The 15378-nt window shown below is 64.9% G+C and carries 14 protein-coding genes and 1 tRNA gene; 7 read left to right on the forward strand and 8 right to left on the reverse strand.

Annotated elements, in window-relative coordinates; all coding sequences use genetic code 11:
- Positions 1-83: 83 nt before the first annotated feature.
- Complete coding sequence (gnd, locus tag AC5RTE_RS03155) at positions 84-1520, reverse strand: NADP-dependent phosphogluconate dehydrogenase (protein WP_494039933.1); 1437 nt, start codon at positions 1518-1520, stop codon at positions 84-86.
- A 200-nt stretch (positions 1521-1720) separates the two neighbouring features.
- Between gnd and AC5RTE_RS03160 the strand changes: the two genes are divergently transcribed.
- Positions 1721-2446, forward strand: a complete 726-nt coding sequence (locus tag AC5RTE_RS03160; protein ID WP_494039934.1) for a FadR/GntR family transcriptional regulator — start codon at positions 1721-1723, stop codon at positions 2444-2446.
- 220 nt (positions 2447-2666) lie between these two features.
- Here the strand turns inward: AC5RTE_RS03160 and AC5RTE_RS03165 are convergent, their stop codons facing one another.
- The 5 genes from AC5RTE_RS03165 to AC5RTE_RS03185 all read right to left on the reverse strand — a co-directional run bounded on the left by AC5RTE_RS03165 (position 2667) and on the right by AC5RTE_RS03185 (position 5080).
- Entirely contained in the window at positions 2667-2957 is a 291-nt protein-coding gene (locus tag AC5RTE_RS03165; RefSeq protein WP_494039935.1) for a hypothetical protein, read from the reverse strand.
- 100 nt (positions 2958-3057) lie between these two features.
- Positions 3058-3133: transfer RNA gene (locus tag AC5RTE_RS03170), tRNA-Val, on the reverse strand.
- 109 nt (positions 3134-3242) lie between these two features.
- Positions 3243-4163, reverse strand: coding sequence for an NAD-dependent protein deacetylase (locus AC5RTE_RS03175; RefSeq protein ID WP_494039936.1), 921 nt, complete (start codon positions 4161-4163; stop codon positions 3243-3245).
- Positions 4164-4169: 6 nt separating this feature from the next.
- On the reverse strand, positions 4170-4664 hold the full coding sequence (locus AC5RTE_RS03180) for a peroxiredoxin (protein WP_494039937.1): 495 nt from the start codon (positions 4662-4664) through the stop codon (positions 4170-4172).
- Positions 4661-5080, reverse strand: coding sequence for a DUF3052 domain-containing protein (locus AC5RTE_RS03185; RefSeq protein WP_494039938.1), 420 nt, complete (start codon positions 5078-5080; stop codon positions 4661-4663). Before AC5RTE_RS03185 ends, AC5RTE_RS03180 begins: the two co-directional genes overlap by 4 nt.
- Positions 5081-5509: 429 nt before the next feature.
- Between AC5RTE_RS03185 and aceE the strand changes: the two genes are divergently transcribed.
- The 6 genes from aceE (at position 5510) to AC5RTE_RS03215 (ending at position 13533) form a co-directional block, all read left to right on the forward strand.
- The gene (aceE, locus tag AC5RTE_RS03190) at positions 5510-8251 is read left to right on the forward strand and encodes a pyruvate dehydrogenase (acetyl-transferring), homodimeric type (RefSeq protein WP_494039939.1); all 2742 of its coding nucleotides are present in this window, start codon (positions 5510-5512) and stop codon (positions 8249-8251) included.
- Between the two features lie 227 nt (positions 8252-8478).
- On the forward strand, positions 8479-9723 hold the full coding sequence (locus AC5RTE_RS03195) for a PucR family transcriptional regulator (RefSeq protein ID WP_494039940.1): 1245 nt from the start codon (positions 8479-8481) through the stop codon (positions 9721-9723).
- An 88-nt stretch (positions 9724-9811) separates the two neighbouring features.
- Positions 9812-10741 (forward strand): ACP S-malonyltransferase, encoded by a 930-nt coding sequence (locus AC5RTE_RS03200; protein ID WP_494039941.1) that lies wholly within the window; start codon positions 9812-9814, stop codon positions 10739-10741.
- Positions 10738-11799 carry a beta-ketoacyl-ACP synthase III gene (locus tag AC5RTE_RS03205; RefSeq protein WP_494039942.1) on the forward strand — a complete coding sequence of 354 codons (1062 nt, stop codon included), beginning with the start codon at positions 10738-10740 and terminating at the stop codon, positions 11797-11799. Before AC5RTE_RS03200 ends, AC5RTE_RS03205 begins: the two co-directional genes overlap by 4 nt.
- A gap of 81 nt (positions 11800-11880) precedes the next feature.
- On the forward strand, positions 11881-12126 hold the full coding sequence (locus AC5RTE_RS03210; RefSeq protein ID WP_009359314.1) for an acyl carrier protein: 246 nt from the start codon (positions 11881-11883) through the stop codon (positions 12124-12126).
- A 171-nt stretch (positions 12127-12297) separates the two neighbouring features.
- Positions 12298-13533: a beta-ketoacyl-[acyl-carrier-protein] synthase family protein gene (locus AC5RTE_RS03215; RefSeq protein WP_494039943.1), complete on the forward strand. Its 1236-nt coding sequence runs from the start codon at positions 12298-12300 to the stop codon at positions 13531-13533.
- Positions 13534-13680: 147 nt separating this feature from the next.
- Here AC5RTE_RS03215 and AC5RTE_RS03220 read toward each other — a convergent pair whose 3' ends face one another.
- Positions 13681-14184: a DUF3145 domain-containing protein gene (locus AC5RTE_RS03220; protein ID WP_104042113.1), complete on the reverse strand. Its 504-nt coding sequence runs from the start codon at positions 14182-14184 to the stop codon at positions 13681-13683.
- Positions 14185-14444: 260 nt separating this feature from the next.
- Entirely contained in the window at positions 14445-15371 is a 927-nt protein-coding gene (locus AC5RTE_RS03225) for a tyrosine recombinase XerC (RefSeq protein ID WP_494039944.1), read from the reverse strand.
- Positions 15372-15378: the final 7 nt, after the last annotated feature.

Raw genomic sequence — 15378 nt, forward strand, 5'->3', positions numbered from 1 at the left:
CGCCGGGAGTCAGCAGCCGAACAAGCCGAAGGCCGGCAGTTCCTTGATGGAACTGCCGGCCTTCGGCGTACTCAACGCGGCTGCTAGTGGGTGTCCACTGCCTCGATCTCGGACTTGTCCTCGCCCCAGAGGGTGTGGAAGGTGCCCTCGGCGTCAACACGGCCGTAGGTGTGCGCTCCGAAGAGGTCACGCTGGCCCTGGATCAGGGCTGCAGCAACGCGCTTGCGGCGCAGGCCGTCATAGTAGGCCAGCGAGGAGGAGAACACCGGTACCGGGATACCCAGCTGGACAGCCGTAGCCACCACGCGGCGCCAGGCGGGAACGGCGTCGGCGATGGCCTTGGTGAAGGCCGGCGCGAAGAGCAGGTTGGCCGGCTTCTCATCGGCAGCGTAGGCCTTGGTGATGTCCTTGAGCAGCTCGGCACGGATGATGCAGCCGGCCCGCCACAGGGAAGCGATCTCGTCCAGCTTCAGGTCCCAGCCGTATTCCTTGGCTGCCGACGTGAGCATGTCCAGGCCCTGGGCGTAGGAGACCAGCTTTGACGCGTACAGCGCCTGGCGGACGTCTTCAACGAAGGTCTCAGGGATTTCCACGGAAGCTTCATTGCCGGCCAGCAGTTCCTGGCCCAGCTTGCGCTGGCCCGCCTGGGAGGACAGGGCGCGTGCAAAGACGGATTCGGCGATGCCGGAGACCGGGGAGCCGAGTTCGAGCGCGGAGATGACGGTCCAGCGTCCGGTGCCCTTCTGGCCTGCGGCATCCACCACAACGTCAACGAACGGCTTGCCGGTCTTGGCGTCGACGTGGCCCAGGACCTCGGCGGAGATTTCGATCAGGAAGGAGGACAGCTCGCCCTTGTTCCACTCGGTGAAAATCTTGGACTGCTCTGCCGGCTCAATGCCGGCTCCGGAGCGCAGCAGGTCGAACGCTTCGCCGATAACCTGCATGTCGGCGTATTCGATGCCGTTGTGGACCATCTTCACGAAGTGGCCGGCGCCATCGGTTCCCACCCAGGCGCAGCATGGTTCGCCGTCCACCTTGGCGGAGATCTTTTCCAGCAGCGGGCCGAGTGCCTTGTAGGACTCCTTGGAACCGCCGGGCATGATGGAGGGTCCGTTCAGGGCGCCCTCTTCGCCGCCGGAGACGCCCACGCCGACAAAGTGCAGGTCCTTTTTGGCCAGAGCGGCCTCGCGGCGGCGGGTGTCCTCATAGTGGGAGTTGCCGGCGTCGATGATGATGTCACCGGCTTCCAGCAGCGGTTCCAGCTGCTCGATGACGGAGTCCACCGGCTTGCCTGCCTTCACCATGATGAGGACCCGGCGGGGTTTCTCCAGGGAGTCAACGAGCTCCTGGAGGGTTTCGGTCCGGACAAAGTTGCCGTCAGTGCCGTGCTTTTCGAGCAGGGCGTCGGTCTTTTCCACCGAACGGTTGTGCAGTGCGACCGTGAAGCCGTTCCGCGCGAGGTTGCGGGCCAGGTTGGCACCCATCACCGCAAGGCCGGTGACACCGATGTGTGCAGACATCAAAACTCCAATTCATGCTGTGCGTTGGATGTGCAGCGGCTCCCTTTGCGCGGAAGCACAGTTGCAGACCGAGGGTCTGAATAAAGCATATATATTCCACGGGTCACAGGGAAGTAACGCCCACCTACTGGAAGCTTTTGTGTCAGTGCCCGTCCACCACAAAGGCGGGCGAAGCACCGGCCAGCACTAGGCTTAGCTGCATGACCACCAGCCTGCATCACCGTGCCATCGAGAATCTTGGCACCCGCATCGTCGCAGGCAACCTGCCCGCCGGCCACGTCATGCTGGCTGAACAGCTGGAAGACGAGCTGAAGGTGTCGCGGTCGGTCATCCGCGAGGCCGTCCGCGTGCTGCAGTCCCTCGGCCTCGTGGAAACCACCAAGCGGGTAGGCATCCGGGTCCTGCCGGCGAGCCGCTGGAATCCCTTCGACCCGCAGGTCATCAGGTGGCGCCTGGCAAGCGACGCACGCGGCGCGCAGCTCCGCTCACTCGCCGAACTGCGTGCCGCCGTCGAACCCGCGGCAGCAGAACTCGCCGCAGAAAACGCTCCCGCGCCGCTGCGGCTGGAACTCGTGGACGTCGCCTACGCAATGCGCGACGCCGGACACAACGGCGAGGTGCCCCGCTTCCTCGAGCTGGACATTCAGTTCCATTCCCTGCTGCTCTCCGGCTCCGGCAACGAAATGTTCGCCAACCTGATGGGGCAGGTGGCCGAGACCCTGACCGGGCGCACCGTCCACGGCCTGATGCCGGACCACCCGCACGAGGCAGCCCTTCAATGGCATGTAGACGTCGCAGAGGCCATCGCCAGGGGCGATGCCCCGGCTGCGCGGAATGCCTCCGACAGGATTATGCGCCGGACCATGTCCCAGATGTCTGATACCTGGACGGAGCAGCCGCGCGTTTTTATTCCGGTACGCCACTGAATTGACCGCACCGGCAGGACGCCAGGCCGGCGTCAGAGTCCCTTGGATCCGGTTGGTGGAGACCCGCCCACATAGCGCCGACACACCCCGGCAGGAACTACCTTGTTTCCTGCCGTTCACGGTATATTCATCTCAGACCCTCCACCGCGGCATCCCCCAATAGTCGCGGTGGAGGGTTTTCCAATGCCCGGCGGCCACCGGGCCCCCGGAACCCCGGTTATCAGGCTGCGTCCGCGACTGCCTCCCGCAGACGCCACCCGCCGCCTGCACCGTCCCTTTCCAGCAGCATTGTGGTCAGCGCCGAGCCGTGGTTGCCCCCGAGCCGTACCTGCACCTGCAGGACTTCGACATCAACCCGGCTGAGGCCCTTCGGCATCCTCCGGTTCAGTTCCCACCAGCTCACCCGCTCAAACCAGCGGACTGGTTCGGCTCCTACTGTCCATTCCCTGCCGTTGCGCACAACCGACGCGGGCATTCCGTTGATTCCGGTTCGCACCATCACGTGTTCCATTCCTGAAACCTATTGCAGGGCACCGACATTCAAACCCCGGGTGCCGGACAACGAAAAAACCCTGCCGCTTCCGCCTTCAGGCGGAAACAACAGGGTTTCCTGGTGGGTCCTACCGGGATCGAACCGATGACATCCACGGTGTAAACGTGGCGCTCTACCAGCTGAGCTAAAGACCCAAACACGCGGAATCCGGCGCTTCAGCGCCGTAACCAACGAACATAGACTCTACCGGATGCAGGCCGGGAAACGCGAATCGGCGCCGTCGGCATTCCTGCCCGGCCCCTGCTACAAGGGCGGAAGCTCGGCGGCCAGCCAGCTCAAAGCTTCGCTGACGCCCGCCTCCAGCTTGATCACGGCCTTGTCATCGCCCCGCGTCTGCCCCCGGTTGATAATGATGACCGGCTTCCCGTCCTTTGCGGCATGCCTGACGAAGCGCAGCCCGCTCATGACGGTCAGTGACGATCCCGCCACAACCAGCGCGCGGGCATCGTCCACCATCGCGTACGAGCGCTCAACCCGCTCTTTGGGCACGTTCTCCCCGAAGTATACAAAGTCTGGCTTTAGCGTTCCGCCGCATGCAGGGCAGAGAGCCACCACGAAGCTTCTGATCAGCGCCTGGTCCTCAACGGCGGCGTCCGCGTCCGGCGCCATTTCCACCAGTCCCGTTTCCTCTGCCCGGGCCAGGAAATCGGGGTTCAACTCCTCCAGCACTCCCGCCAGCAGGCGCCTGGAATAAGTTCGGCGGCACTCCAGGCACACCACCTGGTCATACCTGCCGTGAAGGTCAACGACGTTGACGCTCCCGGCGTCCTCGTGCAGGCGGTCAACGTTTTGGGTTATCAAGCCGGTGAGGAAGCCCCGCCGCTCCAGCTCGGCGGAAGCCCGATGGCCCTGGTTGGGGTCAGCATGGCGGAGATGGGACCAGCCAATGTGGTTTCGGGCCCAGTAGCGCTGCCTGTTGGCGGCGTCCCGGATGAACTCCTGGTACGTCATGGGGGTCCGCGGAGTTGACTCCGGGCCGCGGTAGTCCGGGATGCCTGAATCTGTACTGAGCCCGGCGCCCGTCAGCAACGCAAAGCGCTTGCCGGCGAGGATTTCGCGGATCTGGAGCAGAACGGCTAGCTCCTCCGCCGAGGGCCGCGCTGGAGCCACCGGCGGCATGCTGGCGAAGCCTGTCAGGCCTACACCCGCCCGCCGCTGCTCCATGGGCGGTCAGGCCTGCCTGAGGTTGGCCAAGGCAGCGCGGTATTCCCGTAGGTCCCTGGCCTGGCCGCGCGGGTTCACCACTGAGTACCGGACATTTCCGGCGGCATCGATGATGAACGTGCCACGCTTTGCCATCCCGCTCTCTGCATCGAAGACGCCATAGGCGGTGGCAACGGCACCGTGTGGCCAGAAGTCCGCCAGCAGATCGAAACTGTACCCTTCCTGGGCAGCGTAGGCGCGCAGGCTGAACTTGCTGTCTACGGACACAGCCAGGACGGTGGCGTTGGCATCCTCGAAGGCGGCCAGGTTGTCCCGTATCTCGCACAGCTCCCCGGTGCAGATTCCGGAAAAAGCGAAGGGATAGAACACCAGGACCACGTTCTGGCCGCGGAAGGAAGAAAGCCTGACCGGTTCGCCGAACTGATTGGCGAGTTCGAAATCAGGTGCCGGCACGCCAACGGCCGGCACGCCTTGAGTGGCAGCGTCAAGCGCTGCCGTCACTTGTTTTTCCTGCTCACCAGGCGGGACGCGCTCCAGTCCTTTGAAACGCCTGCCGAAGTTGTGACGTGCAGGCCGGCCGTCGGCGCAGCTTCCTGTATCTCGGCCGGGGAAACGTAACCGGCCCTGCCGGACTTCGGGGTAAGGACCCAGACAACGCCGGTTTCACTGAGGGTAGTCAGCGAATCCATGAGGCTGTCCACGAGGTCGCCGTCGCCGTCGCGCCACCAGAGGATAACGGCGTCCGCCACTTCATGGTCGTCCTCGTCCAGCAGTTCCGAACCCGTGAAGTCTTCAATATCGTCACGCAAGTCGAAATCGACGTCGTCGTCGTAACCGAACTCCTGAATCAGATCCCCGTTCTTGAAACCCAATTTTTCCGCCACATTTACCGATGTGGCGGCGTCGGCCTCGCTCACGTGTTCCTCCAATGCCTCATATATGCAGTGTGCATAGTGATTTCCATTACTCCCAAGCCAACACCCTTTGTGCCTGCGCTTCAAGCTGACGCCCCCGGGGCGGCGCATATTCTGCGTCACACCTGATGAAGCCAACCCGCTCCGCAGCGGCTTTTTGTCACACAACCAGTATGACGGCGAAATACAACAGGGCCCCCGAAGCCTGCGGCTACGCATCGTGTTCCGGACAGAGTTAGAGTTGCAGGTGACAACTAAGCCTGCGGAGCAACAACCCTGAAACTCCAGTGCAGGCGTAGGAATGCTAGGACCCTGCCCGGCACACATGACCGGGCTGTTGTAACCGATACGTCGCACACGGCGTATTTACGCCGGGCGGTCACCCTGCCCGGCCTGAGTGCGCCATCAAATGCGCGCAAAGAGAGGTTGGACGTGGCTGCAGGAGAAGATACCTCCCATATCCTCAGCGGGTTGACTAACCAGCTGCCTGATCGTGATCCGGAAGAGACCGCCGAGTGGGTTGAGTCCCTGGATTCGTTGATCAGGGAACAGGGTACCGAGCGTGCCCAATACATCATGCGGAGCCTGTTGCAGCGTGCCGGTGCGCAGAGCGTCGGGGTGCCGATGGTGACTACTACCGATTATGTGAACACGATCCCGGTGGACCAGGAAGCGGAGTTCCCGGGCAATGAGGAGTTCGAGCGCCGCTACCGGGCGTACATGCGCTGGAACGCTGCGGTGATGGTCCACCGTGCGCAGCGGGCGAACATCGGCGTGGGCGGGCACATTTCCACCTACGCCGGGGCCGCGACCCTGTACGAGGTCGGGTTTAACCACTTCTTCCGCGGCAAGGACCACCCCGGCGGCGGGGACCAGGTCTTCTTCCAGGGCCACGCCTCCCCCGGCATGTACGCCAGGGCGTTCATGGAAGGCCGGCTTTCGGAGGAGGACCTGGACGGGTTCCGGCAGGAAAAGTCCCGGGCCGGCCACGCCCTGTCCTCCTACCCGCACCCGCGCCTGATGCCGGACTTCTGGGAATTCCCCACCGTGTCGATGGGCATCGGGCCGATGAACGCGATCTACCAGGCCCAGTCCAACCGGTACCTGCACAACCGGGGCCTGAAGGACACCAGTGACCAGCAGGTCTGGGCGTTCCTGGGCGATGGGGAAATGGACGAGCCCGAATCCCGCGGCCTGCTCCAGCTCGCCGCGAACGAGAACCTGGACAACCTGAACTTCGTGATCAACTGCAACCTTCAGCGCCTGGACGGGCCGGTGCGCGGTAACGGCAAGATCATGCAGGAACTCGAAGCGTTCTTCCGCGGCGCGGGCTGGAACGTGATCAAGGTCGTCTGGGGCCGGGAATGGGATGACCTGCTGACCAAGGACACCGACGGGTCGCTGGTGAAGATCATGAACGAAACCCCCGACGGGGACTACCAGACCTACAAGGCCGAATCCGGCGGGTTCGTCCGCGAACACTTCTTCGGCAAGGACCCCGCCACCAAGGACCTGGTCGCGGACCTGACCGATGACCAGATCTGGAACCTCAAACGCGGCGGCCACGACTACCGCAAGGTCTACGCCGCGTACAAGGCAGCGACCGAGTTCAAGGGCAAACCCACCGTCATCCTCGCCAAGACCGTCAAGGGCTACGGCCTCGGACCCCACTTCGAGGGCCGCAACGCGACCCACCAGATGAAGAAACTCACCCTCGATGACCTGAAGAAGTTCCGCGACCACCTGCGGATCCCCATCACGGATGACCAGCTCGACAAAGACCTGTACCAGCCCCCGTACTACCACCCCGGCATGGACGCACCGGAGATCCAGTACATGATGGAACGCCGCGCCGCCCTGGGCGGCTCGGTCCCCGAACGCCGGTCCAAGCACGCCGAAATCACCCTCCCGGACGCGAAGTCCTACGAGGTCGCCAAGCGCGGTTCGGGCAAGCAGCAGGCCGCCACCACCATGGCCTTCGTCAGGCTCCTCAAGGACCTGATGCGGGACAAGGCCTTCGGCAAGCACATCGCCCCGATCATCCCCGATGAGGCACGCACGTTCGGGATGGATGCGTTCTTCCCCACCGCGAAGATCTACAACCCCAAGGGCCAGAACTACCTCTCCGTGGACCGGGACCTGGTCCTGGCCTACAAGGAATCCCCCGCAGGCCAGCTGATCCACCCCGGCATCAACGAAGCAGGCGCCGTCGCAGCGTTCACCGCCGCCGGCACCGCGTACGCCACCCACGGCGTGCCCCTGGTCCCGGTCTACGTGTTCTACTCCATGTTCGGCTTCCAACGCACCGGCGACGCGTTCTGGGCAGCAGCAGACCAAATGACCCGCGGGTTCATCATCGGCGCCACCGCAGGACGGACCACCCTCACCGGCGAAGGCCTCCAGCACGCCGACGGCCACTCCCCCCTCCTGGCCTCCACCAACCCCGCCGTGGTCACCTACGACCCCGCCTACGGCTACGAAATGGGCCACATCATCCGTCACGGCCTCGAACGCATGTACGGGCCGGAATCAGATGACCGGAACCTGATGTACTACCTCACGGTCTACAACGAACCCATCACCCAGCCGGCCGAACCCGAAGAACTCGACGTCGAAGGAGTCCTCAAGGGCATCTACCTGCTCAACCCGGCAAAGATCGACGGTCCCCGGACCCAGATCCTCGCCTCCGGCGTCTCCGTGCCCTGGGCCCTGGAAGCCCAGCAGCTCCTGGCCGATGACTGGGGCGTCTCCGCAGACGTCTGGTCCGTGACCTCCTGGAACGAACTGCGCCGCGACGGCATGGCCGCCGAAGAAGAAGCCTTCCTCAACCCCGGCCAGCCCGCCCGCGTCCCGTTCGTCACCAAACAACTCGAAGGCGCCACCGGACCCGTCGTCGCCGTCTCGGACTACATGAAAGCCGTCCCGGACCAGATCCGCCAATTCGTCCCCAACGAATTCGCCACCCTCGGCGCCGACGGCTTCGGCTTCTCCGACACCCGCGCCGCAGCCCGCCGCTTCTTCAAAAACGACATCCACTCCATCGTGGTGCGTTCCCTGGAGATGCTGGCCCGCCGTGGTGAGGTCGACGCGCAGGCACCGATGAAGGCCATCGACAAGTATCGGCTGCACAACGTCAATGCCGGTTCCACCGGCAACGCCGGAGGCGAGTCCTGACACTCTCCCCGTGAACTTGTTTGCAGATACCGGGATTTGCGGGCACGTGAAGCCTCGGGAGCTGTAGGTAACTCCGGGTCAAGCAACAGACGACGGCGGCCCCTCACCGAAAGGCGGGGGGCCGCCGTCGTCTCTTTATAGGCACGGACAGGCTGTGACGCAGAACCAACGGGATTGTAGCCTTTGCACAAATGGAGCTTGCCGGGCAGTAGCCGTATGCTCAAAGAATGCCAGCACCAGCCGCCCCGTCCGCCAAGCGCAAACCGTCCCCGCCGGGCGTCACCCCGGAGAAATCCGAAACACTCAAAAAGCTGCGGGCAAACGTGGGCCAGCTTTCCACCACCACCCTGCGGGAGCTGGAGAAATCGCTGCCCTGGTACGGCCGGCTCAGCTCCGATGAACGTTCCGCTCTTGGCATGGTTGCCCAGAATGGCATCGCCGCCTTTGTCACCTGGTATGAACGCCCCAGTTCCCCCTCCTGGATCCTCACCGACGTTTTCGGGACAGCCCCGACAGAACTGACCCGGTCCATCAGTCTGCAGAAGGCGCTGCAGCTGATCCGGATCGTGGTGGAGGTGGTGGAGGAACAGGTGCCGGTCATCGCTCCGGAGGCCGACCAGCCTTCCCTGCGCGAGGCCGTACTTCGGTATTCCCGCGAAGTGGCGTTTGCCGCGGCCGATGTTTATGCACGTGCCGCCGAATCACGCGGCTCCTGGGACACCCGGCTGGAAGCGCTGATCGTGGATGCCATCCTCCGCGGCGAGAACACCGACGCCCTGCGCTCAAGGATCGCCGCCCTGGGCTGGAAGGCACAGGAACGGTTCACCGTAATGGTGGGCAACTCGCCCTCTGAACCAAGCGCCAGCTATGTCAGCGAGCTCCGCCGGATGGCAGGCCGTTACGCCGAAGATGCCCTCGTGGGAATTCAGGGTGACCGCCTGATCCTGATCCTGGGCGGCGTTTCGGATCGGGAAACCGCATACGTCAAGCTCAGCGACATGTTCGCTCCCGGGCCCGTGGTGTACGGGCCCGAAGCCGGCTCCCTGCTCGAGGCCAGCGGCTCGGCCCAATCCGCCTTCGCCGGCCTGACAGCAGCCCGGGCGTGGCCCTCCGCGCCCCGGCCTGTTGCCGCCGACGACCTGCTTCCCGAGCGGGTGATTTCAGGTGATGACGCCGCCCGCCGCTCGCTGGTGAAAAACATCTACCGCCCGCTCCTGGCCGCCTCCAACGGGTTGGTGGAAACCTTGGGAACGTACCTGGAACTGGGTCATTCCCTGGAGGCAACAGCCCGGGAACTCTTCGTCCATGCCAACACGGTGAGATACCGGCTGAAGCGTGTCTGCGACGTCACCGGCTGGGACCCGCTCCTTCCCCGGGAGGCGTTTGTGCTCCAGGCCGCCCTTGTGGTTGGCCGGCTTTCCGCCCCGCCCAAAGCCGCTGTTGAGCGTCAACCGTCGCGGAACCAGCCCTGAACCGTTGTAGACTTCCTACAACCTGACCCCGTGAGCTTGGTGCGGACAAACACCGCTGAATCACACAGTAATTTGGAAAGCTGGATACGTGCTTGCAATAGTCTGCCCTGGACAGGGCTCGCAAACCCCGGGTTTTCTGGCCCCCTGGCTGGAACTGCCCCCGGTGGCAGGCCACCTGGCCACCCTGAGCGACATCGCAGGCATCGACCTGATTGCCCACGGCACCACCTCGGACGAGGAAACGATCAAGGACACTGCCGTGGCGCAGCCCCTGATTGTTGCCGCCGGGCTGGTGGCCGCAGCGTCCCTCTTCGACGTCGAACTCGGCTCCCTGCCGGTCATCCTCGCAGGCCATTCCGTTGGTGAGATCACCGCTTCGGCCCTTGCGGGCGTCCTGACGGAACAGGAAGCCATGACCTTCGTCCGGAAGCGCGCCAACAGCATGGCCGCCGCCGCGGCAGTCACTCCCACCGGCATGAGTGCCGTGGTGGGCGGGGACCCCGCCGAGGTGCTGACAGCCATCGAAGCCGCCGGCGCGACCCCCGCGAACGTAAACGGCGCCGGCCAGACTGTGGCCGCAGGCACCTTCGACCAGCTCAAGGCCCTCGCTGACAACCCGCCGGCCAAAGCCCGCGTCATCCCGCTCAAGGTGGCCGGCGCGTTCCACACCAGCCACATGTCCCCTGCCGTCAGCGCCCTCACGGAACTGGCGCCGGCGCTGAAGCCGCAGGCACCCAAGGTGCCCCTGCTGTCCAATTACGACGGCGGGGAAGTCACCGACGGTCAGGCCGCAGTTGACAGCTTGATCGCCCAGGTATCGCGTCCCGTCCGCTGGGACCTGTGCATGGAAAGCCTGGTGCGGCGCGGTGTCACCGGCGTCATTGAGCTTGCTCCTGCCGGAACCCTGGCCGGGCTTGCCAAGCGCGGCATGCCTGGTGTCAAGACCGTTGCGGTCAAGACCCCCGATGATCTTTCCGCCGCCCTGGCGCTCTTCGCAGAACTGGAGGGCAACGCATGAGCGTCCCCACACTGAAACAGGCTCCCCTTCAGGAACACACCCGCATCCTCGGCCTCGGTGCATACCGGCCGGATGTCATCGTCACCAACGAAGATGTCTGCCAGTGGATCGATTCCTCCGATGAGTGGATCCGCCAGCGGACCGGCATCGTAACCAGGCACCGTGCCTCCGCTGATGTCAGCGTCATCGACATGGCCGAGGGCGCTGCCCGCGAGGCCATGGAAAAGGCCGGAATTGAAGCCTCGGACCTCGGCGCTGTCATCGTTTCCACGGTCACGCACCCCTACGCCACGCCGTCCGCCGCGGCCAGCCTCGCGGACCGCCTTGGCGCCACCCCGGCGCCCGCCTTCGACATCTCCGCGGCCTGCGCCGGCTACTGCTACGGCATCGCCCAGGGCGATGCTCTGGTCCGCTCCGGCACCGCGAAGTACGTCCTGGTGGTGGGCGCGGAGAAGCTGTCCGACGTCATCGATAACCGGGAACGCACCATCTCCTTCCTGCTCGGGGACGGGGCCGGCGCCGTCGTCATCGGCCCCTCGGAAACTCCCGGTATCTCGCCCTCGGTCTGGGGCTCGGACGGCAGCAAGTGGGAAGCCATCGGCATGACCCGCTCCATGCTCGATGTCCGCGACCTCGGCATGGCCGCCCGGCAGTCCGACTCCACCGGAGACCTTGCACTGCTTGAGGAAGCCCAGGAGCTTTACCCCACGCTGCGGCAGGACGGCCAGACGGTCTTCCGCTGGGCAGTCTGGGAAATGGCCAAGGTGGCCCAGCAGGCCCTGGACGCAGCCGGCGTGGAAGCGGAAGACCTCGTGGCTTTCATTCCGCACCAGGCCAACATGCGCATCATTGATGAAATGGTGAAGAAACTGAAGCTGCCCGAGACCGTTACCGTGGCACGGGACATTGCCGATGCAGGAAACACTTCTGCGGCGTCCATTCCACTGGCCACGCACCGCCTCCTCGTGGAGAAGCCGGAACTGAGCGGCGGGCTGGCCCTCCAGATCGGCTTCGGCGCCGGGCTCGTTTTCGGCGCGCAGGTAGTTGTCCTTCCCTAGCAACGCCCCCACAGGCCGCAACCGCGTCCTGGACCGTTTCCGGCAGCCCCTGCCGGCAATAACAAGAAAAGGAGCCATCACATGGCTAGCAACGAAGAGATCCTGGCCGGCTTGGCTGAAATCGTCAACGAGGAAACCGGACTTGCCCCGGAGGCCGTAGAGCTGGACAAGTCCTTCACCGAGGACCTGGACATTGACTCCATCTCCATGATGACCATCGTGGTCAACGCTGAGGAGAAGTTTGGCGTGCGCATCCCGGACGAAGAGGTCAAGAACCTCAAGACCGTCGGGGACGCCGTCAGCTTCATCGCCGGAGCACAGGCCTAGTCACAGCTTCCGCCGTTTATCGGCCTCGCGGGCTGCCGGTCCGGACAGCCGGACCGGCAGCCCGCAGCACTTTTCCGGCACCCCGCTCCACGCGGGACAGTGCCGACCACCACCATGCGGGACCCTCGGGAAAACCCGGGCAGGAATCCCCACCGACGAAAGAGTGATCCCATGACACGCAAAGTAGTCATCACCGGTCTGGGTGCCACCACACCCATCGGCGGCGATGTACCCACGATGTGGAACAACGCGCTCAAGGGGGTCTCCGGTGCCCGCACCCTGGAGGACGACTGGGTAGCCAAGTACGAACTTCCCGTCCACTTCGCAGCCCGCTGCAGCACGCCCGCCGTCGACGTCCTGAGCAGGGTCGAAGCCAAGCGGATGGACCCCTCCACCCAGTTCGGCGTCATTGCCGCCCGTGAGGCCTGGGCAGACTCCGGCATCACCGAGTTCGACAAAGACCGGCTGGCGGTCGCCTTCGCCACCGGCATCGGCGGGGTCTGGACCCTGCTCGATGCCTGGGACACATTGAAGGAAAAAGGCCCCCGCCGCGTCCTCCCCATGACCGTTCCCATGCTGATGCCCAACGGTGTTGCCGCGGCCGTCAGCCTTGACCTCGGTGCCCGCGCCGGCGCGCACACCCCGGTATCCGCCTGCGCCTCCGGCACCGAAGCCATGCACCTGGGCCTGGACCTGATCCGTTCGGGCAAGGCAGACGTGGTGATGTGCGGCGGCGCCGAAGCAGCCATCCACCCGATGCCCCTGGCGGCGTTTGCTTCCATGCAGGCCCTGTCCCGCCGCAACGACGACCCGCAGGCTGCGTCCCGTCCGTACGACCTGGGCCGTGACGGCTTCGTGATGGGCGAAGGCGCAGGCGCCCTGGTCCTCGAAGCCGAGGAACATGCCCTGGCCCGCGGAGCCCGGATCTACGGCGAGCTCGCCGGCACCTCCGTTACGGCTGACGCCTACCACATCACTGCTCCGGACCCTGAGGGCCTCGGTGCAACCCGTGCCCTCAAGGCAGCCATGTTCGACGGCCGCATTCAGGCGGAGGACGTGGTCCATGTGAACGCCCACGCCACCTCCACCCCCGTCGGTGACAAGCCCGAGTACACCGCCCTTCGGGCCGCCCTGGGCAACCAGCTCGACAACGTAGCCGTATCCGCTACCAAATCACAGATGGGCCACCTTCTTGGTGCCTCCGGTGCCGTTGAGGCCGTGCTCACCGTGCTCGCGGTCTACGACCGGAAGGCGCCCGTCACCATCAACCTTGAAAACCAGGACCCGGAGATTCCGCTCGATGTGGTCACCTCCGCACGTGACTTGCCTGCCGGCAACATCGTGGCCCTGAGCAACTCCTTCGGCTTCGGCGGACACAACGCCGTAGTTGCGGTGCGCAGCGTTTAGTCTCCGGCCCGGGTTCACCCCGGTACACAACAGGAGGCCCCGCCAGCTGGCGGGGCCTCCTGTTTGCTATGGAGACTGCTTCCTGGTTCTACTGCTGCTGCTGTTGCCTGCGTTGGGGATAGACGACGGCGGCCGGCGGCCTGGCCGTCAGCCCACCTGGTGGAGCCAGCGGACAGGGGCGCCCTCGGCAGCATGGCGGAAGGGTTCCAGCTCCTCATCCCAGGCCTCGCCAAGTGCCAGGGACAGCTCGTGGTACACCGCGGCGGGATCGCCTGCGCCCGACTCGTAGGCATAACGGATTCTGTCTTCTGAGACCATGATGTTGCCGTGGACGTCGGTGACGGCATGGAAAATCCCGAGCTCGGGCGTGTGTGACCATCGGCCGCCGTCAACGCCCTGGCTCGGTTCCTCCGTGACCTCATAGCGGAGGTGCGCCCATCCCCGCAGGGATGAGGCCAGCTGGGCCCCTGTACCGGGAGCGCCGGTCCAGGACAGCTCAGCCCGGAACATGCCGGGCGCAGCAGGCTGAGGGGTCCACTCAAGATCCGTCCGCTTATCCACGACGGAGCCGATGGCCCACTCCACGTGGGGGCACAAAGCAGTAGGGGCTGAGTGAACAAACAGCACACCGCGGGTCATTGCAACAGACATTCCATCCTCCATAGCTCTAGGTACGTCTTCCCCAACGACCTCTGCCTGGATGGAACTGCTGTGCCCTGCTCTGCGGGGACTGCTCCCAGCCGGTATTCACTTGTTCAGCAATAACAGTGTCCGGACTTGCTGGTCCGCACGAAGCAAAGGAGCCTCAAGCGGGACTTGAAAGTTGCCGGACGTGACTCTTATTGTGCCGTACGCCGCGTAATTACGCCAGTGCGATTCGCACCGGCGGTATAAGCCCGCAGGGTTTGGATTCAGGCCCTGGGATGAGCCTGCTGGTAGCTTTTCCGCAGCCGGTCCACCGAGACATGGGTGTAAATCTGGGTGGTCGCGAGGCTGCTGTGGCCCAGGATTTCCTGCACGGCCCGGAGGTCAGCGCCCCCGTCCAGTAAGTGGGTGGCGGCCGAGTGGCGAAGGGCGTGCGGGCCCGACGCCGACGTGTCTCCCAGCGCCTCCAGGAGCTTGTTGACCAGCTCCCGGACCTGCCGCTGGTCCACCCGGCCGCCCCTGGAGCCAAGGAAGAGGGCTGGGCCGCTGTTGTCCCTGGCAAGCAGCGGCCGGCCGCGCCGCAGCCAGTCGTCCAGGGCCAGTGCCGCCGGAACCCCGTAAGGAACGGTGCGTTCCTTGTTGCCTTTGCCGATAACACGGAGGGTACGGCGGTCGGGGTCGAGGTCATCGATGTCCAGTCCTGCGAGCTCGCCGACCCGGATGCCTGTGGCATAGAGCAGTTCGACGATGGCCCGGTTCCGGACCGGCATCGGCTCGCCGCCGGCAGCGGCCTCCTCGAGGCTGGTGAGCAGCCGCACCAGTTGCTGTGACTGCAGGACACCGGGCAGGCTCTGTTCCCGTTTGGGGGCCTTGAGGCGCAAAGCGGGGTCCAGGTCGATGAGCTCTTCCCTGAGGGCCCAGGCCGTAAAGGAACGGGCGGTGGCAGCCCGGCGGGCAAGAGTGGAGCGGGCAACACCAATCTGGCTCTGCGCACCGAGCCAGCGACGGAGGGTTCCGAGCTCAAAGTCCTTCAGCCGGGTGGCACCTTCGGAGGCGGCATGGGCGAGGAGGCTGCGCAGGTCCCCCAGGTACGCCCGCAGGGTATGGGCGGACATGGCCCGCTCCCCCGACAGGTATTTGGAGAAGGCATCCAATGCCTGACTCAGCTCCGGCGGCAGTTCCTGGTTCTCCACGTTTCTA

It is taken from the genome of Arthrobacter sp. K41 (assembly GCF_059089645.1).